22 protein-coding genes are annotated in these 18,149 nt (G+C 45.6%); 10 read left to right on the forward strand and 12 right to left on the reverse strand.

Annotated elements, in window-relative coordinates; all coding sequences use genetic code 11:
* Positions 1–58: 58 nt before the first annotated feature.
* The 4 genes from ACFQRK_RS03515 to ACFQRK_RS03530 all read left to right on the forward strand — a co-directional run bounded on the left by ACFQRK_RS03515 (position 59) and on the right by ACFQRK_RS03530 (position 3,324).
* On the forward strand, positions 59–871 hold the full coding sequence (locus ACFQRK_RS03515; protein WP_379003670.1) for a M48 family metallopeptidase: 813 nt from the start codon (positions 59–61) through the stop codon (positions 869–871).
* A gap of 53 nt (positions 872–924) precedes the next feature.
* Complete coding sequence (gene pdxH / locus ACFQRK_RS03520; protein ID WP_379003672.1) at positions 925–1,578, forward strand: pyridoxamine 5'-phosphate oxidase; 654 nt, start codon at positions 925–927, stop codon at positions 1,576–1,578.
* 11 nt (positions 1,579–1,589) lie between these two features.
* Complete coding sequence (locus ACFQRK_RS03525) at positions 1,590–2,090, forward strand: NADH-quinone oxidoreductase subunit C (RefSeq protein ID WP_379003674.1); 501 nt, start codon at positions 1,590–1,592, stop codon at positions 2,088–2,090.
* Between the two features lie 109 nt (positions 2,091–2,199).
* Positions 2,200–3,324: an NADH-quinone oxidoreductase subunit D gene (locus tag ACFQRK_RS03530; RefSeq protein ID WP_379004645.1), complete on the forward strand. Its 1,125-nt coding sequence runs from the start codon at positions 2,200–2,202 to the stop codon at positions 3,322–3,324.
* A 441-nt stretch (positions 3,325–3,765) separates the two neighbouring features.
* Here ACFQRK_RS03530 and ACFQRK_RS03535 read toward each other — a convergent pair whose 3' ends face one another.
* The 6 genes from ACFQRK_RS03535 to ACFQRK_RS03560 form a co-directional block, all read right to left on the reverse strand.
* The gene (locus tag ACFQRK_RS03535) at positions 3,766–4,362 is read right to left on the reverse strand and encodes a porin family protein (RefSeq protein WP_379003675.1); all 597 of its coding nucleotides are present in this window, start codon (positions 4,360–4,362) and stop codon (positions 3,766–3,768) included.
* A 390-nt stretch (positions 4,363–4,752) separates the two neighbouring features.
* Entirely contained in the window at positions 4,753–5,895 is a 1,143-nt protein-coding gene (dnaJ, locus tag ACFQRK_RS03540) for a molecular chaperone DnaJ (protein WP_379003677.1), read from the reverse strand.
* Between the two features lie 14 nt (positions 5,896–5,909).
* A complete protein-coding gene (locus tag ACFQRK_RS03545; protein WP_379003678.1) occupies positions 5,910–6,440 on the reverse strand; it encodes a nucleotide exchange factor GrpE in 531 nt (176 codons plus the stop codon).
* Between the two features lie 177 nt (positions 6,441–6,617).
* Complete coding sequence (locus ACFQRK_RS03550) at positions 6,618–7,298, reverse strand: cell division ATP-binding protein FtsE (protein ID WP_379003680.1); 681 nt, start codon at positions 7,296–7,298, stop codon at positions 6,618–6,620.
* The gene (locus ACFQRK_RS03555) at positions 7,295–7,507 is read right to left on the reverse strand and encodes a fructose-6-phosphate aldolase (protein ID WP_379003681.1); all 213 of its coding nucleotides are present in this window, start codon (positions 7,505–7,507) and stop codon (positions 7,295–7,297) included. The genes ACFQRK_RS03550 and ACFQRK_RS03555 overlap by 4 nt, the downstream gene beginning before the upstream one ends.
* 42 nt (positions 7,508–7,549) lie before the next feature.
* Positions 7,550–8,566 (reverse strand): acyl-CoA reductase, encoded by a 1,017-nt coding sequence (locus ACFQRK_RS03560; protein WP_379003683.1) that lies wholly within the window; start codon positions 8,564–8,566, stop codon positions 7,550–7,552.
* A gap of 158 nt (positions 8,567–8,724) precedes the next feature.
* Here ACFQRK_RS03560 and ACFQRK_RS03565 point away from each other — a divergent pair, with 158 nt between their 5' ends.
* Positions 8,725–9,075: a 4Fe-4S dicluster domain-containing protein gene (locus ACFQRK_RS03565; protein ID WP_379003685.1), complete on the forward strand. Its 351-nt coding sequence runs from the start codon at positions 8,725–8,727 to the stop codon at positions 9,073–9,075.
* 67 nt (positions 9,076–9,142) lie between these two features.
* Here ACFQRK_RS03565 and ACFQRK_RS03570 read toward each other — a convergent pair whose 3' ends face one another.
* Complete coding sequence (locus ACFQRK_RS03570) at positions 9,143–9,613, reverse strand: universal stress protein (RefSeq protein ID WP_379003687.1); 471 nt, start codon at positions 9,611–9,613, stop codon at positions 9,143–9,145.
* A 93-nt stretch (positions 9,614–9,706) separates the two neighbouring features.
* Entirely contained in the window at positions 9,707–10,354 is a 648-nt protein-coding gene (locus tag ACFQRK_RS03575; RefSeq protein ID WP_379003689.1) for a YceH family protein, read from the reverse strand.
* A gap of 37 nt (positions 10,355–10,391) precedes the next feature.
* On the opposite strand from ACFQRK_RS03575, the gene ACFQRK_RS03580 reads away from it, so the two are divergent.
* The 4 genes from ACFQRK_RS03580 to ACFQRK_RS03595 all read left to right on the forward strand — a co-directional run bounded on the left by ACFQRK_RS03580 (position 10,392) and on the right by ACFQRK_RS03595 (position 13,977).
* Positions 10,392–11,351 (forward strand): histone deacetylase, encoded by a 960-nt coding sequence (locus ACFQRK_RS03580; protein ID WP_379003692.1) that lies wholly within the window; start codon positions 10,392–10,394, stop codon positions 11,349–11,351.
* 24 nt (positions 11,352–11,375) lie between these two features.
* Positions 11,376–12,431, forward strand: coding sequence for a nucleoid-associated protein (locus ACFQRK_RS03585; protein ID WP_379003695.1), 1,056 nt, complete (start codon positions 11,376–11,378; stop codon positions 12,429–12,431).
* Between the two features lie 85 nt (positions 12,432–12,516).
* Positions 12,517–13,251, forward strand: a complete 735-nt coding sequence (gene cmoA / locus ACFQRK_RS03590; protein ID WP_379003698.1) for a carboxy-S-adenosyl-L-methionine synthase CmoA — start codon at positions 12,517–12,519, stop codon at positions 13,249–13,251.
* Between the two features lie 3 nt (positions 13,252–13,254).
* Positions 13,255–13,977, forward strand: a complete 723-nt coding sequence (locus ACFQRK_RS03595; RefSeq protein WP_379003701.1) for a methyltransferase family protein — start codon at positions 13,255–13,257, stop codon at positions 13,975–13,977.
* Positions 13,978–14,020: 43 nt separating this feature from the next.
* Here the strand turns inward: ACFQRK_RS03595 and ACFQRK_RS03600 are convergent, their stop codons facing one another.
* From ACFQRK_RS03600 to ACFQRK_RS03610, 3 genes are all read right to left on the reverse strand, one after another.
* Positions 14,021–15,139, reverse strand: a complete 1,119-nt coding sequence (locus ACFQRK_RS03600) for a Gfo/Idh/MocA family protein (protein ID WP_379003704.1) — start codon at positions 15,137–15,139, stop codon at positions 14,021–14,023.
* 120 nt (positions 15,140–15,259) lie between these two features.
* Positions 15,260–15,997 (reverse strand): DNA-formamidopyrimidine glycosylase family protein, encoded by a 738-nt coding sequence (locus ACFQRK_RS03605; RefSeq protein WP_379003707.1) that lies wholly within the window; start codon positions 15,995–15,997, stop codon positions 15,260–15,262.
* Positions 15,998–16,089: 92 nt separating this feature from the next.
* Positions 16,090–16,614, reverse strand: a complete 525-nt coding sequence (locus tag ACFQRK_RS03610) for a DinB family protein (RefSeq protein WP_379003709.1) — start codon at positions 16,612–16,614, stop codon at positions 16,090–16,092.
* A 140-nt stretch (positions 16,615–16,754) separates the two neighbouring features.
* On the opposite strand from ACFQRK_RS03610, the gene ACFQRK_RS03615 reads away from it, so the two are divergent.
* Positions 16,755–17,522, forward strand: a complete 768-nt coding sequence (locus ACFQRK_RS03615; RefSeq protein ID WP_379003711.1) for a methyltransferase domain-containing protein — start codon at positions 16,755–16,757, stop codon at positions 17,520–17,522.
* A gap of 107 nt (positions 17,523–17,629) precedes the next feature.
* Here the strand turns inward: ACFQRK_RS03615 and ACFQRK_RS03620 are convergent, their stop codons facing one another.
* Positions 17,630–18,094: a hypothetical protein gene (locus ACFQRK_RS03620; protein WP_379003714.1), complete on the reverse strand. Its 465-nt coding sequence runs from the start codon at positions 18,092–18,094 to the stop codon at positions 17,630–17,632.
* Positions 18,095–18,149: the final 55 nt, after the last annotated feature.

Below are 18,149 nucleotides of genomic sequence, written 5' to 3' on the forward strand. Positions count from 1 at the left end.
ATGTATATTGCTTTATTCTATTTGGAGAAGTTATCAATCTATATAAAAAATTAACGTGATGAAACCAATGATAAAACGTGTTTGCTGGCTGCTGATTTTTGGAATCGCAATGTCCTGTGCGACCGTGCCGCTTACCGGACGGAAGCAGCTAAGCTTGGTAAACGAAACGGAGATTCAGCAACAAGCGGCACTCGCTTATCGGGATTTACTCGGCGATTCAAAGACCAAAGTAGTCAAAGGTACCTCCGACGCACAATTGGTGCAGCGCGTCGGAAAGAATATTGCAGGGGCGGTAACCCGATTTTTACAGGAAAACGGATATGGCAATCAGTACGATTTCAATTGGGAGTTCAACCTGATTAAGGACGATCAGATCAATGCCTGGTGTATGCCGGGGGGCAAGGTCGCCGTATACACAGGAATCCTGCCGGTCACAAAAAATGAAGCTGGTTTGGCAACCGTAATGGGACACGAAGTAGCACACGCGATTGCCAAACATTCGGCCGAACGCATGTCACAATCCATCATCGCTCAAGCTGGAGGGGTTGCTGTTGATGTCGCCACTGCCGAGAAATCCAATACCACACGAGCGGTGCTCAATACCGCCTACGGTTTGGGTGGCCAACTTGCTTTGCTGAGTTACTCACGCAATCAGGAAAGTGAAGCGGACCGCTTGGGTTTGGTATTTATGGCGATGGCGGGATACAATCCCAATGAAGCCGTTGGATTCTGGGAACGTATGGCTCAGGCGAAGCAATCGCAGGGCGGCGGTGCTCCTCCCGAATTCCTAAGCACACACCCCAGCGATGCACGGCGTATCAATAACATTCAAAGGCTGATTCCCGAAGCAATGGGTTATTACAAGAAGTAGGAGGTTTTAGCGGTTTTTCGTATGTTTGTACATCGTTATGAACATACGAAGCAATGTTGAATAAGACCCATATCGCGGGAATCCGTACGGAATATGAAATGGGGCAGCTCAACGAGGAAGAAGTTGCCGCCGATGCGATTGTGCAATTCCAGGCATGGTTTGATGAAGCGCTGGAAAAGGAAGTTATGGAGCCCAATGCCATGACGTTATCAACGGTATCCGCGGCCGGTCGACCATCTTCGAGGATTGTGCTGTTAAAACAGGTTGGTGAATCGGGATTTGGTTTTTTTACCAATTATCAAAGCCGAAAGGGCTTGGAGCTGTCGGACAACCCCTATGCTGCGTTGCTATTTTTCTGGCCTGAACTCCAGCGACAGGTTCGGGTCACCGGTCGCGTAGTAAAGATGTCACCAGAGCTGTCCGATGCCTATTTTCAATCAAGACCGAAAGGTAGTCAAATGGGCGCTATTGTTTCCCCGCAAAGCCGGGAGATTGCTAATCGCAACGCACTCGATGCTGCATTATCCAGTTTGGAAAAGCAGTATGAGAGCGGCTCCGTTTCACTAACCCGGCCTCAACATTGGGGAGGATATTGGCTTGTTCCGGAAGCCATCGAGTTTTGGCAGGGGAGACGTGGTAGACTGCATGATCGGATACTTTACAAAAAACAGGACGATGAATGGACAATCGCCCGATTAGCCCCTTAACGCCACCTAAAATGGAAGAATTCATTACTCGCGTCAAAACACTTTTAGCAGCACAATTCGGCGACCCGGTAGCCGTCGTCGAATCGTCCGGCTTGCAACCCGCATTGATAATCGACCGGTTGCAATTGCCGCAGGTATGCTTGCTGCTTCGTGACCATGAAGATACGTATTTTGATTTCCTTTCATGCATCAGCGCGGTTGACGATGGCGTCACGGCTGGCACCTTTACCGTTGTTTATCATTTGGCGTCGATTCCTCACAATCGTCAACTTACGCTCAAGGTGATTGTGCCAAACGGCCGGCAGTTAGACAACCTGCCTTCGGTGCCCAGCGTGAGTACGGTGTGGCGCACCGCCGACTGGCATGAGCGGGAGGCGTTTGATCTAATGGGCGTCTATTTTGAAAACCATCCCGATTTGAGAAGGATCCTATTGCCCGAAGATTGGGAGGGATACCCCCTACGGAAAGATTATGAGGAAGCCGAAATGTACCACGGCATTGCGATTAAGTAATATACCACCGGAAAAGAGCTACTGATACATGTCATTTTCACTAGATACCCCATATCAACAAGCGCAACGCGTCTATGAAAAACGGCTAACCGCGTTAAGTGCTGAAGAAATGGTTATCAATATGGGACCCCAGCACCCCTCTACCCATGGGGTTCTTAGGTTACAATTAGTTACCGATGGCGAATTGGTGAAAGAGGTGATCCCGCATATCGGTTACCTGCATCGTTGTTTTGAAAAGCATGCTGAGTCCATGAACTACGGGAAGACCATTCCATTTACCGACCGGATGGACTATCTGGCTTCCATGAACAACAGTCATGCGTTTGTCATGGGGGTTGAGCGAATGTTGGGCATTGATCGGCAAATTCCGAAACGGGTTGAATACATCCGTGTATTGGTATGTGAGCTGAACCGCATCGCCTCTCACCTGATAGCCATAGGGACTTATGGCATTGACATCGGTGCGTTTACACCTTTTATGTGGTGTTTCCGGGATCGGGAACATATCATGAATATGCTGGAGTGGGCATCCGGCTCACGGATGCTATACAACTACATCTGGGTAGGTGGTTTGTTTTATGACCTACCGGTAAACTTTGAATCGCGCTGCGGTGAGTTTATTACGTATTTCAAGCCTAAACTAATCGAATTGGATGAGCTGCTTACCAAGAATCAAATCTTTGTTTCACGTACGGCGAATATTGGCGTGTTGCCGGCTGACGTAGCGATCAACTACGGCTGCTCCGGACCTATGCTTCGTGCATCGGGCATCAAATGGGATTTGAGACGAGCCGACAACTACTCGGTTTATCCGGAAATTGAGTTTGACGTCCCCGTGGGTAGGGGAGAAATGGGAAAACTGGGCGATTGCTGGGATCGCTTTAAGGTACGCGTTGATGAAATCAGGGAGTCGGTAAAAATTATTGAACAATGCTTAGCACGGCTTACCGGTGCCCTGAAACGCACGCCGGATTTTGACCCGAGGGCGTTGGTGCCCAAGAAAGTCAACCTTAAGGCCCAGGATTATTACGTGCGTGCGGAAAATCCCAAGGGAGAGCTTGGCTTTTATTTTGTCACCCAGGAAAAATCGGATATTCCAAAACGCGTAAAGGCTCGTGGTCCCAGCTTTACTAATTTATCGGTATTACCAGAGCTGGCCAAAGGAGTATTAATTGCCGATCTTATCGCTATATTGGGCTCGATTGATATCGTTTTGGGCGAAGTGGATCGTTGATTGATTAACCTATATGTGAAATGTTAGGCGTAACAAATTGATTCAATGTGTTTTAAATTAGAATTAAGAAAAAATAAAATTATTTGATTTATTGAAAATAAACGCTACTTTTGTGGCATCATAATTTAGGTTTATAATTGGTTAGTAAAGGTTTTCATTCTCCCCGTTTGGAAACCTTTCTTTTTTTGATTAACCGTTAACTTTTGCAAACTATCATATGTTATTGAAAACGCCGGGTGGGCGTGAAGTGTAGGTCCGGAAGAAGATTAAAAAAGCATGACGCTGGAGCTGAATCCCGAGAGAAAAGTGCAATTGAATGCTGGTTGGTTAATTAATTGGTGGGTGCCGGCGCTGGTTGAGGAAAGATGGATGCAAAACAACGCGGGTGTTGCAGAGAATACTGCAACACCCGCGTCACTACCTTTTAATGGGTACTAGTGATTAGAAGTAGAACTGAACACCGAGCCTTGGTGCCAACGAGTTGGCGTTAAGACCGAATGAGTTGGTTGTTGTTTTCTCGTCAGTTCCTTCTGCTTTAAACGAAGTGTTTTCGTAATACAGACCTCTTACAGACAGTTCGATTCCAATTCTGCTGGTTGGGAAGTAAGCAAAACCCGGGGCTAGTTGAACACCATAGCTTGCGGTGTTGCCTAAGTCGGCGTCGTCAGCTTTTGCTGTTCCCCAAGCCATCGGCACAGAAAGTTGTCCGAAGAACTTGAAATCGCCGTTACCTTTGTACAGGCGGGCAAACGGAGCCACGCTGAATGCGCTCAATTTGTTGCCTTCGAAAATGTCGGTAGTGGCTGTGTTTTCCTCATATGCGTATCCAATGCCTGTACCGATAGCAAAGTTATCGCTTACGAAAAAGCCTACTGAAGGAAGGATGCCCAACGCATGAGCTTCCGCGTCCGCATCTTTTACTTTGGAGTAATCATACGAAACGCTTCCGCCCAGGATGACCTTTCCTTTTTCGGTTTGCGCGTTGGCGGCAAACGTTACGGCGACGGCAGCAGATAAGGTTAAAAATAGTTTTTTCATTTTGTAATATTTATTTAGTTAAACCATTTGTCATCAGCCCTCCCTAATTTTGGACTATCTGACTTTGATAGTCAGTATGCAATACCAATGCCAAAACTTGGTACATGGACAAGCTATGTGTCATGCTTGTGTCTGTTTTCGTTCAGACCGATTCCGTTAGGCATTTATTGTTTGTATAGTGTAATTTTTCGATTATTTTAATGAAAACACGCTGATTTTGAACAGGGCCATTATCGGTAAAGTCAGGTCAAGATGGCGGGGATGTGTGGTGTATTGACTTTTTGACATTAAATGTCAGTACTCTACTTAAAGCAAGAAGGGACTTATAATATTAAAATCCGAAAGGAATGATTTCCTTCCGGATTTGTATGGCACTTCGTTAGGTGGGAACTATTCGAAATATTCCTTTATCCGCTCGAAGAAAGTTTTCTCATTTTTGCCCGGTTGAGGTCTAAAATTCGGAGAATTACGGAGCCGCTCCAATAATTCTTTTTCCTCAGATGAAACAGCCTTGGGGGTCCATACGTTTACATACACCAGCTGGTCCCCTTTATGGTAAGAATTCACTTCCGGTATGCCTTTCCCCTTAAGTCGTAGTATTTTTCCGCCTTGGGTGCCTGGTTCGATTTTTATTTTGGCTTTGCCGTCTATGGTTGGGATTTCCGCGCTGGTGCCCAATGCGGCATCCACAAAATTGATGTATAAATCGTAGATGACATTGGTGCCATCTCTTTTAAGCGATTCGTGGGGGACCTCTTCAATGAGAATGATTAGGTCTCCGGGTACACCTCCCCGCGGTGCAGCATTTCCTTTTCCACTCATGGATAACTGCATGCCTTCGCTCACGCCAGCCGGTATATTGATGCTGATGGTTTCTTCGCCGCGTACCAATCCGTCGCCATGACAAACCGGGCACTTCGCAGATATTTCGACACCTTCGCCGTTGCAGGTTGGGCAGGTGCTGGTTGTTTGCATCTGACCCAAAATGGTATTGGTTACTCTCCTGACCGTGCCCGTGCCGCCACAGGTCCGGCAATTGTGAAACGACGACTTATCTTTGGCTCCGCTTCCATCGCACGTGGTACAAACCACCTGTTTGTTTACTTTGATTTTCTTTTCGGAGCCCTTGGCGATTTCCTGAAGCGTCAGCTTTACCTTAATGCGAAGGTTGGAACCTTTTGCTACCCGTCGACCGCCACGTTGGCCGCCTCCGAAAAAGCTTTCAAACGGGCTTCCACCTCCTCCGAATATATCTCCAAACTGGCTGAATATATCCTCCATATTCATTCCGCCGCCGCCAAAGCCACCGGCAGCACCAGAATGGCCAAACCGATCATAGCGTTGCCGCTTTTCGGGATTACTCAGGATTTCATACGCCTCCGCCGCTTCTTTGAATTTTTCTTCGGCCTCGGCGTTGTTGGGATTTTTGTCAGGATGGTATTTAATCGCCAATTTCCGATAAGCGGATTTTATTTCTGCTTGGTCTGCATTGCGAGAAACACCCAATACATCGTAGTAATCTCTTTTTGACATGCGATTATTATGGATTAACTGCCGACAACAACTTTGGCATGGCGCAATACCTTACCATGTAAGAAGTACCCTTTTTCAATCTCATCAATTACTTTTCCTTTGAGATCTTCGCTGGGGGCAGGTACGTTGGTAATGGCCTCTTGTAATTCGGCGTCGAAAGGCTTGCCTATAGATTCCATTTCCTTGAGGCCTTGTTGGGTTAATATATTTTTAAGCTTTTGTCCTACCAAGGATACACCCTCCTTCAAGGGTTCCAGTTCAGTAGCGGTCTCGAACGCCTTTATCGCCCGGTCGAAATCGTCGATTACCGGCAGCAGATTCGCAATAATTTCTTTTCCGGCTGTTTGCATGAGTTCAATACGTTCTTTCGACACCCGGCGTTTATAATTGTCGAACTCCGCATACAAACGAAGGTATTTGTCATTAGCCGCAGCCAGCTCCGCCGCCTGTTGTTCTGCAATTGATGTTTCCGTCCCGCTCTCGGTTTCGACTTGAGTTGCTTCTGCCGATTTCGTTTCCGGTGCGGTAGATTGATTTTCTGCCATTATATTGTCGTTGTCCTGATCTTTTCTTTTCTTGTTTTTTGTCATAAGTTTCCGTAGCCTTATCAACGTTTTACATTTGCAATTTCGTTGCCATTAGTAAAATGCCGCCACCCTGTCAGCTTTTTGGGGGCCTACACTTACAAATTGGCGTATTAATTGGCAGACTCGGCAAGATTGTTAAATTGAAACGTCATCCTGTAAGGCGCCATTGATGGTTTTGATAATACGTGACGGCATATTACGGATGATCTGGTAGTCATGTGTTGCCATAAGAATAGCTGTACCCGACCGACTGATTTCTTTTAACAGCAGCACGATTTCCTCAGAAGTTTCGGGATCGAGATTTCCTGTGGGCTCATCGGCCAAGATAACTTCCGGGTTATTCAGCAGCGCGCGGGCAATGACTACCCGCTGTTGTTCGCCCCCAGATAGCTCATGCGGCATTTTCTTTAATTTCGAACGAAGCCCTACTTTTTCCAGCACGTCAAGCATTCGGTTATTGATCAATGCCTTATCTTTCCATCCGGTCGCCCGCAGTGCAAACTCCAGATTCTTTTCCACGGTTCGGTCGGTCAGTAAATGGAAGTCCTGAAAGACAATCCCTAATTTCCGCCTCAAATAAGGAACTTCACGTTCGCTCAGCTTTTTTAAGTCGAAGCCAGCCACCATTCCTTCGCCGCTAGCAATATGCAGGTCTCCATAAATGATTTTCAACAAGCTGCTTTTTCCGCTTCCGGTTTGGCCGATTAGAAATACAAATTCGCCTTTGTCGATTTTGAGATTTACGTTTGCTAGCACCAGGTGCTTGGGCTGATAGATGTCAACATTTTTGAGTGTAATTACTGTATCGCCGATCATAAATTCGTGAGTTCTAATTTTCTAATTTGCCCAAAAGGCATTTCTCTGACAACTTCCATAATTCGTTCCGCGTGCTCACCGAGTCCTAATTTTTCGAGAGACTTATCCGGACGATCGACCCGAAAGTAAGCCAGTAACGTAAAAGCATCGTCACGTAATTGGACATAGTCCGGTATTTTGGCCACGCCCTTGACCTTCATGACATACATCGTGTGGCAAAGTTAGCATTAATTGGGTGAAAGCGAAAGGCTTCATTGGTGTCTGGCTAAAAAATCAAGCGTATTCACGCCGTCGGCATAATCGTCCAATGCAGGTTCCTGGCTTTGGCCGGGCATGACTACAGGGGTCGTAATGGTCAACCGCTCCCTGCTTACTACGCATTGCAGCTGGGAGGCGAGTGCATTCAAACGGCCTGTCAAATCGTCCAGGTGACTGTACTCTTCGAGAAATATGACAGCAAGTGGTGATGCTGTACGTTCGTCGGGTTTTACCAGCAAAAAACCGTTGTCAAAATGCCTGTCGCCATTAACGAGATAGATAGACTTGTTGTAGTCGTAGTTATTGGCGTATTTATGATGATTGACTATGTCGGAATATGGAGCTATTCCTTCAAAAAATGCTGAAATATCATAGCCAATAGGTACGAACAGTTTGGAAACGCTGCGGCACCCAAGACCGAAATAGTCAAAGATATCGCGGCCAAGTAGTTGAATATCCAGAGGCGTTTCCTTTCCCGTTAAAACCGCCGCACTGTTTCGGTTTTTTCGGATGATATGTGGTTTTTGTCCGAAATAATAGGAGAAATATCGTGCGCTATTGTCGTTTCCGGTGGCGATAACCAAATCGAAATTTTTAAGTCGTTCCGTGAACGTGATCTTTTGGGAAAACCGCGGTTCGATTTCTATTAATTTGTGTATTATATGCGTTGTCAATATCGGATCATCTGCCGAAGTTTTTACCTGGATGTTGAAACCGGCACAAAGTGCGCATAGAATGTCATGAAAGCCGACCAAGGGAATGTTGCCCGCTAAAATCAGTCCGACAGATTTTTCAGTTTCTCGATCGAAGGGGTAGGGGGCTAACCAATTGGTTAATCGGGATTCCGACAACGATAGCCCAACCGTCGTGCATGCTTTCGTTATATTCGGCGTCGTAAACCAAGCGTTGTGGTGCTGTGCTTGTCTACGGGCTCGCTGCAGATCCGCGTCATCAGACAGCAGGTATTTTCCCAGCGATGCGAATGCGTCAATACGTTGTTTCTTTGTCAAAATGTCAATCTTAGCGCCTGTGTTTACACAATATTATTGTATATTTGCAAATAAATTGCAGCAATCAGCAAAAAGACTACTAACTTTGTAGTGAAATTTTGCTTGAATCAGGTAGCAAAAATAGTTTTTTTTATTTTATCAATATACTGAAGAGTTAGATGGCAATAAAGATAACAGACGAATGCATCAATTGCGGGGCTTGTGAGCCGGAATGCCCCAATAATGCTATTTACGATGCGGGAGTGAGTTGGCGGTTTTCGGAGGGGACGGAACTCAAGGGAATTATCGATTTTGGCGATGGGACGACGCTTGACGCAGACGAGGAACAAGCTGCGATTTCGGACGAAGTTTATTATATTGTTTCGGATAAATGTACAGAATGTGTGGGATTTCACGATGAGCCCCAGTGCGCGGCAGTTTGTCCTGTAGACTGTTGCGTGGATGATGAGGATGTCCGGGAGACGGAAGATGAGTTATTGGCTAAAAAAGCTTGGCTACACGGAGAATAGGCCATTCGTTTGAAAGTAATAAAAGGCCTTCTGTCCAACCGGCAGAAGGCCTTTTATTTACGATGCGTTAACATTTGCTGGGAACAACCAGCACAGGGCAGGATGCTCGTCTTATGACACTTTCTGATACACTGCCTGAAATAAAATGATCAAAACCGGTACGCCCGTGTGTGCCCATGATGATGAGATCTGCCGCCCATTCACTGGCAACGGTAAGTATCTCTTGCTTCGGTGTGCCAATCCGACTAAAGGTAAACACCTCTTTTACATCGTGGAACTCTTTACTGATCTCATCCAGCAGCCTTTTTGAGTTTTCTTCCTGTATTTCGGTGGTTTCAGGAATAATAATGGGTTGTTGCCCCATCAATGGATCCGCTCCGTAATTTGTCGGGGAAGCGGGTTCGATCACATGGATCAGTGCCACCGAAGATTCCATATTTTTAGCCAGCGCATAACCATGCTGTAACGCTTTTTTTGAGCATTCACTGTCATCGGTGGCAATGAGTATGCGGTGGTACTTTGTGGGTTTTGTTTCCATAACAAATGGGGTTGACGTCTCTAACTAATGTAAGGATAACAACTATTTGCCGGATTTGGTTTTTTGAGCATTGATAAATCCTTATTTTGTCGCTTAAGTCAATTCCTGTAAGAGCTTATCAAATTCAGCACGGAGTGCTGCCAATTCGGCCTCTACCTTTGCTAATCGGTTAGCCAGTTCGGTGGGCGATGCCGTATCCGCGAAATCGGTATTATCATCGTCAGGAAGCTCATCTCCTCCCAGCAGGTGCATGTACCGAGCTTCTTTTTGTCCCGGTCGTTTGGCCAGCTGTCTGACATAGGGAGGTTCTGCATGCGCCAGGTGGTCCAGTAACGATTGAACTTCCTCCAATGATTCGAATTCATGCATTCTGCCCGAGTTGGTGTTCAACTCCCCGGGAGTCTGGGGACCCCGTAGCAGCAGTAAACAAATAATCGTCACCTCTGCCGGTATCACGGGATATACGACCGCAAAATTGTGTTTATATTTGGTCACCCGGCTTGCACCGCCCGTCACAGTCGATACCAATCCCTTTTTCCGCAGCGTGTCCAGCGTAGTGATCACCGTATTCTCGTCGTAGTTTACCACAGGTTTCCGGGATGTTTTTTGGTTGCATGCCGCAACCAGTGCGTTTAGCGTAAGGGGATAATATTCGGGCGTCGCCCTCGCTTTTTCCATCAGCGCACCTAAAATACGCTGCTCTTCGGCAGATAATATAGGGAGTGGTGGTGGTGTTTCCATGATTTTGGGTTTATGTGTTATTTGTCAGTTGCCAAAAATGATATTTTTATCAGAAATAAGCAAGCTGGTCTTTGTTGTTTGCTATCTTCGCCTCGTGTTGAAAATCGCTTACCATCCGAGCTATTCGCATCCATTGCCTGAAGGGCATCGCTTTCCAATGGAGAAATATGAACTGATTCCGGCTCAGTTGCTTTACGAGGGTACAGCGCAGGCTCACAATTTTTTTGAGCCCGGGAAGGCTGATTCTGAAATTGTTACACTTGCTCACGATGCCGATTATTGTCGCCAATTACTTAATCTGACCCTTCCGTCGGCGATGGTCAGACGCATTGGTTTCCCCCTATCAGCCGCATTGGTTGCCCGTGAACTTCACATTGTTCAGGGCACTCTGGAAGGATCTATGTTCGCGAACCGATATGGAATTGCTTTTAACGTAGCGGGTGGAACACATCATGCAGGAAGCGATTGGGGGGAGGGATTCTGTCTGCTTAACGACCAGGCAATCGCCGCTGCATACTTGGTCAGGCACCAAGGTTACCGACGAGTGTTGATCATTGATTTGGATGTACATCAAGGAAATGGAACCGCGCAGATTTTTGCCAACGATAGCCGTGTATTTACCTTCTCTATGCACAGCGAACACAATTTTCCGTTCCGAAAGGAGCGTTCCGATGTCGATATCGGATTACCTGATGGGACAGGTGACGAGGTATATCTTGCTCGGTTGGACCAACAGTTGCAGGCCATTTTTAGGCATTTACGGCCGGATTTTGTGTTTTATCAAGCCGGAGTGGACGTGCTAGCCACGGACAAGTTGGGGAAACTGGTATTGACTCGCGCGGGCTGCGGCCGACGGGATGAACTGGTGTTTGAATATTGCCAAGCGTATAAAGCACCCGTTCAGGTGAGCATGGGCGGAGGGTATTCTCCTCACATCCGTGATATCGTGGATGCACACTGCCAGACGTTCAGGATCGCTGCGCGCATGTATGATTGAAACGTTAATAACCAAATAATAATCATGTTTTACTATACTGATGCCGTAATCGAGCAACTTGCCATCCACCGGGTGGGCAATAAATTGCAGAATGAATTTTACGTATTAAGTGAAAAGCCGGTAAATTTAGCAGATGGCGTGCTTAGTGAGTTGTTGATGCATTATTTTCTAAGTCCATTTACGAAACTGAACGAAGTTTACCGGTTGTCGCACGCCAGCAATACGCTTTCGTTGAATGAAATTTTTCATTTTTCAAGCGCCTTTTTCGCCGGGGAACTGGGATTTCTGGAGTTAAGTCAGGAAATATCCAAGCACCTGTTTGAGGTGTCCAATCACCCAAACATCAAAGGTGGGGAACTTTATGTCGTCCACTTGAGGGATGTGCAGTTAGAAGGAGAGACGCATGAGGCTATCGGAATATTCAAATCCGAAAATAAGGAGGCGTATCTTAAAATTTCGCCGGCTCAAGGTGCGTTCGACCTAGGTTACGAGCAGGAAGCCATCAACATCAATAAATTGGATAAGGGATGCCTTATCGTCAATACGGAGACAGAAGAGGGTTATAAAGTATTGGTTATAGACCAAACGAACCGACAACAAGAAGCGGTGTACTGGAAGGATGATTTTCTGGGCGTACGGGTTCGCAATGATGCCTTTAACCAGACCGGGAATTTCCTAAAAGTATATAAGAAATTTGTAAACGAAGAGCTGGACGGAGCCTTTGAGCTGGAACGCGCCGATAAAATTGATCTTTTGAATCGCTCGATGGACTATTTCAAGAGTAAGGAAACGTTCAAGCAGGAAGAGTTTGCGGAAGAGGTACTCGGCAATCCGCAAGCGGCGGGGCTTTTCAATACCTATCGACAGCAATTTGAAGAAGAATTTGAGTCTCCTTTTGGCGACCAGTTTGCTATCTCAAGCCAAGCTGTAAAAAAGGCCAACGCGACCTATAAGAGCGTACTGAAACTAGATAAAAATTTCCACATCTACGTGCATGGAAAACGGGAGCTGATTGAAAAGGGTTACGACGAGGAAAAGGGAATGAACTACTACATATTATATTTTACAGAAGAGCACTGAAACGGGAATTTATTTCCAGATTGTTTCCAGATTTTGCCGGTACTTTGGCCATCCTTCAATCAAGGCAATTGACCTGGAAAACTTTATGGGCAGGAATAAAGACAAGGTATTCAGTGAGGTGATTAAAAAGCCTTCGGATTTTAAATTTGGTGCAACCGTAGCCAATGCTTTCGATGACATGGTGGAACGTTCTGTTCCATTTTACTCCGAAATCCAGCGGATGATCATCGAACAAGCGGCCGAATTTGCGGTACCAGGTACCAACGTATATGATTTAGGTTGTTCGACCGGAACGACCCTGCTTAATCTGGACTCCTACGTGGATCAACAAGTCCGTTTTGTGGGGATCGATGATTCGAAGGATATGCTTGAGAAATGTGCTGCTAAACTTCAGGAAGCCAAGCTTTCCAGATCGTATGAGTTACGGAACGTCGATTTACATGATCACTTTGAGATTGAAAACGCATCGGTGGTTATTTTGTGCTTAACGATGCAATTTGTAAGACCGATATACCGCGAGAAGCTTTTAAAAAAAATATATAATGGCCTCACACCAGGAGGTGTTCTCATTATCTCGGAAAAAATATTGGCAGAGGACAGTTTATTCAACCGCAATTTTATTACGTATTACTACGACTACAAGCGACGGAACCATTACAGCGATCTAGAGATTTCTCAAAAGCGGGAAGCCCTTGAGAATGTATTGATTCCTTATAAGCTGAGTGAAAACCTCAAGATGTTAATGGAAGCAGGTTTCAGCCATACGGAAGTATTTTTTAAGTGGTATAATTTTTCGGGATTTACAGCGGTTAAATACTGACGTATGATACGGATTGGCAATTTCTTCTTCAGGTACCGAAATTACCTGTTTATCTTTCTTTACCTCGCCTTATTTATCCCGTCTCCGCCTATTTTCAGCGAGCATACTATCGGCCCGAAATATTATCTATATCCACTGATCATCGGTCTTTGCATTACATTTGCGGGCCAGCTTATCCGTGGCGCTACGATATCGTTGGCCTACATCGTAAGAGGAGGGAAGGATAAAAAGGTATACGCCGAGCAATTGGTTACCCATGGCATTTTCGCCCATTGCCGTAATCCATTGTACGTAGGTAATATTTTGATGTTGGCCGGTGTAGGCATCCTTGTCAATTCACTGCTTTATTTGCTGGTTTTCATTCCGCTGTTTTTGTTTATTTATCAAGCCATTGTTTTGGCGGAGGAGAATTTCCTGCGGCAGAAATTTGGCAATCAATTCGACGCCTATGCACAACGTGTGCATCGTTGGTTGATCAATCCTTCAGGTTTACGAACGACGTTGTCGGAAATGCGTTTTTTTTGGAAAAGATGGTTAATCAAGGAATACAATACCCAGGTGGTGTGGTTATCCGGAATTGCGTTGATCCTCTTCTTTAAATACTCAAATTGGCAATGGAGTTCCGAGGTACGTAATAAGTGGTTTTTGGTAGTGTTACTGGCGTTAGCCATTTATTACGTTACCATCCGATATCTTAAAAAATCCGGAAGGTGGTCTGCTGCGTAGTTCCTGCATCGCCGATGGGCAATAAGGCTAATGGGCAACAAGACTATAAATTCAGCTCCTGGCGTTTTCCTGAGGCACACGCGGCGTAGATGGCATCGATGATTTTTAGATCTCTTACCCCCTCTGCGCCGTCGACGGGTACGGGGGGTGTGTCGCCGTCAAGGATGATTCCGGCCATGGCATCCATCTGTAGGGTTTGATGGGTAACGTGAGGCTGCGTGAGCTCTCCTTTATTGGTTCGTCCTTTTATGGGACCATATCCGGTGGAAGGCTGGAGTTCCGCAAAACCTTTTTCGCCAGTAAGATAGAACCGATCCAGGTAGCTCATGTTATATGTAGATAGACAAGACGCTACCGCACCGCTTGGAAAGCCCATTTGGAACTGGATGGTTTCATCGACCCCTTCCTTAAATTTAACCGAATCGGTTTTTGTTTCTTGTGCGGTTACCCAAACGGGCTCTTCGCCTATCATGTACCGCGCACCATTGACGGCATAAATGCCGATATCCATCAGTGCTCCACCTCCCGCTAATGCCTTATTCAGCCGCCATTGGTTTGGATCGCCGATGCGGAAGCCGCTTTGTCCTTGAAAAAACATGATTTTTCCAAATTCACCGTTTTTTCGCATCCGTATCACTTCAAGCGTTTTTGGTTCAAAATGCATCCGGTAGCCTACTAAGAGCTTCACCCCGGCATTCGCACAAACATCCACCATTTCCTGTCCATCCTTTGCATTGAGCGCCATCGGTTTTTCGCTGATGGCGTGCTTCCCGGCGCGCGCCACACGGATGACCTGATCGTGATGCAATGCGTTCGGGGTGGTTACATACACGACGTCGATTTCCGGGTTGTTTTTAATGTCATCGAAATTCTCGTAGTTATATCGGTTTTTTTCCGGCACATTGTATTTTGTACCCCATTCGGCAAGCTTAGCTGGCGTACCACTGATGAGACCGGTAATTTTTGCACGTTTACAATCTTGCATGGCCTTTGCAACGATGGAGGCATACCCACCGAGCCCCATAAGTGCGACACGTAATACAGGCCCGTCCGGATTATAACTAAGGAATGATGAGTTTTCCCATGCCTTAGCGGGTGATAGGAAGGGGATTGCAATAGCCGAAGCAGCTAGTTTTTGCAAGAAGTCACGACGTGAATCCATTCTAAAACAGTTTGATGGTTTTTTTAATTTAGTAAGCTAACAACAACGAAGGCAAATAGTTTGTCCAACGCAGATATCAAATATACAAAAAGAAATTGTTGGACCTTCAACCAACGCTTATCAGGTATATAGCACCTGACAGTTGTTACAAAAGAAACTTCGTCTGTTGGTTCGGCCCGTATGCATTTTGGTAAAGGGGATTTGGCACCGGGGGCATGTCCTTTTGGTGTGTGCCAACCAGTGCTTCTTTAAGGTAAATTCCTTTTTCCAGCGTAGGAAATCAAATGCGTAGTTTCGGACTTCCCGTACCATTTCTGCCAACTTATCGTTCGGTAAACCACCTAGCGTGGAAAGCGGGTGCGTACGGATCCGAAATAGTACTTCGTTCTTGATGATGTTTCCACTGCCGGCAAACAGGTCTTGGTCCAACAGTGCGTCGCAAGACAGCATATGAGGTTGCTTTTTCAGCTTTTCTAACGCTTTCTTCACATCCCATTCCTCGGCCATAATATCAACGGACCAGTCGTAGATTTCGTCCACAGGCTGGTCAAATAGCTTTATGGAACATGCATAAAAGTTCAATTCATCGTTTGCAAACTGTAAGCTCAATCTAACGGGAGATGGTTTTCGTTCATTAATGCGGTAACTGCCAAACAATAGAAAATGGATCCGAAGGGTGCATGTTTTGAAGCAAATCAGGAAATGCTTGCCCCAGGAACGAAAGCTTAGCACAGTTTGTCCGGACAATGCCTGCTGGTCGATTTTACTGTTACCCGTTACGGCACGGATTTGCTTGCCCTCCAAATGCAAGGACGCTACAGCTTCTTTTAAAATAACAATCGATGGCCCTTCCGGCATACACTAGATAGTAACGGTATTTAATCAGTGTTCATTCTATGATATATATACACGTTAAAGGCATAACTGTTTAGGTAATCGACAATAACTGATCAATATTTTATATGGTCATTCACTTCGTATTTCATACCTGGATAATTCAGGATGCGGCGCATGAGGCCCATTTGACCACAGAGGTAATCTTCCCTGCCGATGCACATACCGACGAAATTGAGCAGGGTCTCCGGAAAAAACGACACGTTCATCTGCAGTGGAAATTCCTCAGCTAACCGCGTATCCGTAACGGCCAGCAGTGCACTATATGCAACCGGCGATATCTTGTGAAAGCTCGCTTTAAGTTCTTTTAGTGTAGGATATGTATAGTTCTCATCCAACGCTTTGGCTTGAAAAAATAACTCATCATACGGATCGGTTTCATTGCTGCCCAATGCACGGGCTAACCCATAGCGCATATTGACGAAGTTGCCTGCCATCCAGACCATGTGATTGGTTCTGCCCTCAATTCTTGTCAGGGCATCTTCTTCCGAAATACCGTCCAGTACATTCAAAAAACTTTGGGTGTGCATTCTGTAAGCGGGAATGATCATTGTTAGTTGGGGTGATAGTGGGGTGCTCATCGCTTTAATTGTTTTGTGACTTAATCGTTTCGTTCATAATTCAAAAATGGTGCACCTTTTGCCCTTTCGGTGATGACAAATGCGACAATTTATGGGGGTGAATAAGACAGAATTCGTAATATTGCGTTATATACACACATATGCCTTGGAATCCCCATACATACAACCAGTTTAAGGACATTCGTTATCAGCCCTTTTTTGATTTAGCTGGTCTGATTTCTCCTGAAAACCTGAAAAGCTGCGTGGATGTTGGCTGCGGAACCGGCGAGCAGACCGCAATATTATCCGGAAAGTTTGAATCCGCAAAATTCTTGGGTATCGATTCCTCGGAAGAGATGCTTCGTGAATCCATACGATTTGAGAAGGCGAACCTGCATTTTAAATTGATCACCATTGAAGAATTTGTGCAGTCCGTATCAAAATGGGATTTGGTTTTTAGTAACGCGGCACTTCAATGGTGTGACAATCACGCAGAACTGTTTCCGAAACTTATGGCTAAATTGAACTCGGGCGGACAATTCGCTGTACAGATGCCTTTCCAGCGAGAAAACATATTGAACAATATTCTACTTGAAACTGTATCCGAAAAGCCATTTATTGATTTACTCGAGGGCTTTATCCAAAATTCGCCAATACTGCGAATAGACGATTATGCCAAACTGCTGTTTGATAACGGATTGAAAGACCTCTCTATTTCGTTAAAAGTTTATCCCATCGTTGCAAGAAGTGAAACGGATTTGTATGATTTCATTTCCGGCTCGGCACTTATCCCGTATATGGAACGGCTCGATGACGAAGGGCAAAAATTATTGGCGGCCGCGTTTATGCGACGAATACAAGCTTATTTCGGTTCTTTTCCTTCGATTTATCCGTTCAAAAGAATTCTGTTATACGGGGTATGTGAGTAGGAAACAGTAATTCCTCGGGAATTTCAGAAATTTAAACATAAGAAGCCTTCCCCAAGACAAGGAAGGCTGCCGTTATATATGTGTAAGCCCCACTAAGCCGGTTGGGGTTAGTGGGCTGCCTGGGCGGTCCGGGAGAGTGCCTTCTTTGCTTTGTTGAATTCCTTCGCTTCTTTTCTAAGAGCTACTTCCAACTGCTTTTGCAATTTCGCAATTTCCTTTGCTTCATACGCGTCGCGCTCGGCGTGGAGTTTTACATAGCGGGCGTTAATCTCAGCGATCGCTTTTTTGCTTTGCTCAACACGGATTCCCTGATCGATGTCTTGCTGATACATGCCCACGAAAATCTTATGCTCACGATCCAGCTCAGCATGGTTTCCACGACTTGTCTTAATCCGTGTTTCCGCGAGATCATATTGATTGTGGAGTACTTCCATATTGTAACGATGGAAGGCGACCGCTTCTTTCAGTACGGTAACTTTACTTTTTTCGGCGGAAGGGTCCGTTGGCGAGGAGGCAAGGCTGTTTCCGAGGGCTGCTACACTAATTAGGGCGCTTAATACGATTGTTTTCATGATGATATCGTTTTTTTTGGTTATTAATATGTTGTTGTTTTCTTTTTGTAATAAG

It is taken from the genome of Parapedobacter sp. GCM10030251 (assembly GCF_042666505.1).
Lineage (GTDB): Bacteria > Bacteroidota > Bacteroidia > Sphingobacteriales > Sphingobacteriaceae > Parapedobacter.

What these genes read in the sequence shown, in the direction of transcription:
- ACFQRK_RS03515 (WP_379003670.1), top strand. Translation starts at nt 59, where the DNA reads ATGAAACCAATGATAAAACGTGTTTGCTGGCTGCTGATTTTTGGAATC.
- pdxH (WP_379003672.1), top strand. Translation starts at nt 925, where the DNA reads ATGTTGAATAAGACCCATATCGCGGGAATCCGTACGGAATATGAAATG.
- ACFQRK_RS03525 (WP_379003674.1), top strand. Translation starts at nt 1,590, where the DNA reads ATGGAAGAATTCATTACTCGCGTCAAAACACTTTTAGCAGCACAATTC.
- ACFQRK_RS03530 (WP_379004645.1), top strand. Translation starts at nt 2,200, where the DNA reads ATGGTTATCAATATGGGACCCCAGCACCCCTCTACCCATGGGGTTCTT.
- ACFQRK_RS03535 (WP_379003675.1), bottom strand. Translation starts at nt 4,362, where the DNA reads ATGAAAAAACTATTTTTAACCTTATCTGCTGCCGTCGCCGTAACGTTT.
- dnaJ (WP_379003677.1), bottom strand. Translation starts at nt 5,895, where the DNA reads ATGTCAAAAAGAGATTACTACGATGTATTGGGTGTTTCTCGCAATGCA.
- ACFQRK_RS03545 (WP_379003678.1), bottom strand. Translation starts at nt 6,440, where the DNA reads ATGGCAGAAAATCAATCTACCGCACCGGAAACGAAATCGGCAGAAGCA.
- ACFQRK_RS03550 (WP_379003680.1), bottom strand. Translation starts at nt 7,298, where the DNA reads ATGATCGGCGATACAGTAATTACACTCAAAAATGTTGACATCTATCAG.
- ACFQRK_RS03555 (WP_379003681.1), bottom strand. Translation starts at nt 7,507, where the DNA reads ATGTATGTCATGAAGGTCAAGGGCGTGGCCAAAATACCGGACTATGTC.
- ACFQRK_RS03565 (WP_379003685.1), top strand. Translation starts at nt 8,725, where the DNA reads ATGGCAATAAAGATAACAGACGAATGCATCAATTGCGGGGCTTGTGAG.
- ACFQRK_RS03570 (WP_379003687.1), bottom strand. Translation starts at nt 9,613, where the DNA reads ATGGAAACAAAACCCACAAAGTACCACCGCATACTCATTGCCACCGAT.
- ACFQRK_RS03575 (WP_379003689.1), bottom strand. Translation starts at nt 10,354, where the DNA reads ATGGAAACACCACCACCACTCCCTATATTATCTGCCGAAGAGCAGCGT.
- ACFQRK_RS03580 (WP_379003692.1), top strand. Translation starts at nt 10,392, where the DNA reads ATGATATTTTTATCAGAAATAAGCAAGCTGGTCTTTGTTGTTTGCTAT.
- ACFQRK_RS03585 (WP_379003695.1), top strand. Translation starts at nt 11,376, where the DNA reads ATGTTTTACTATACTGATGCCGTAATCGAGCAACTTGCCATCCACCGG.
- cmoA (WP_379003698.1), top strand. Translation starts at nt 12,517, where the DNA reads ATGGGCAGGAATAAAGACAAGGTATTCAGTGAGGTGATTAAAAAGCCT.
- ACFQRK_RS03595 (WP_379003701.1), top strand. Translation starts at nt 13,255, where the DNA reads ATGATACGGATTGGCAATTTCTTCTTCAGGTACCGAAATTACCTGTTT.
- ACFQRK_RS03600 (WP_379003704.1), bottom strand. Translation starts at nt 15,139, where the DNA reads ATGGATTCACGTCGTGACTTCTTGCAAAAACTAGCTGCTTCGGCTATT.
- ACFQRK_RS03605 (WP_379003707.1), bottom strand. Translation starts at nt 15,997, where the DNA reads ATGCCGGAAGGGCCATCGATTGTTATTTTAAAAGAAGCTGTAGCGTCC.
- ACFQRK_RS03610 (WP_379003709.1), bottom strand. Translation starts at nt 16,614, where the DNA reads ATGAGCACCCCACTATCACCCCAACTAACAATGATCATTCCCGCTTAC.
- ACFQRK_RS03615 (WP_379003711.1), top strand. Translation starts at nt 16,755, where the DNA reads ATGCCTTGGAATCCCCATACATACAACCAGTTTAAGGACATTCGTTAT.
- ACFQRK_RS03620 (WP_379003714.1), bottom strand. Translation starts at nt 18,094, where the DNA reads ATGAAAACAATCGTATTAAGCGCCCTAATTAGTGTAGCAGCCCTCGGA.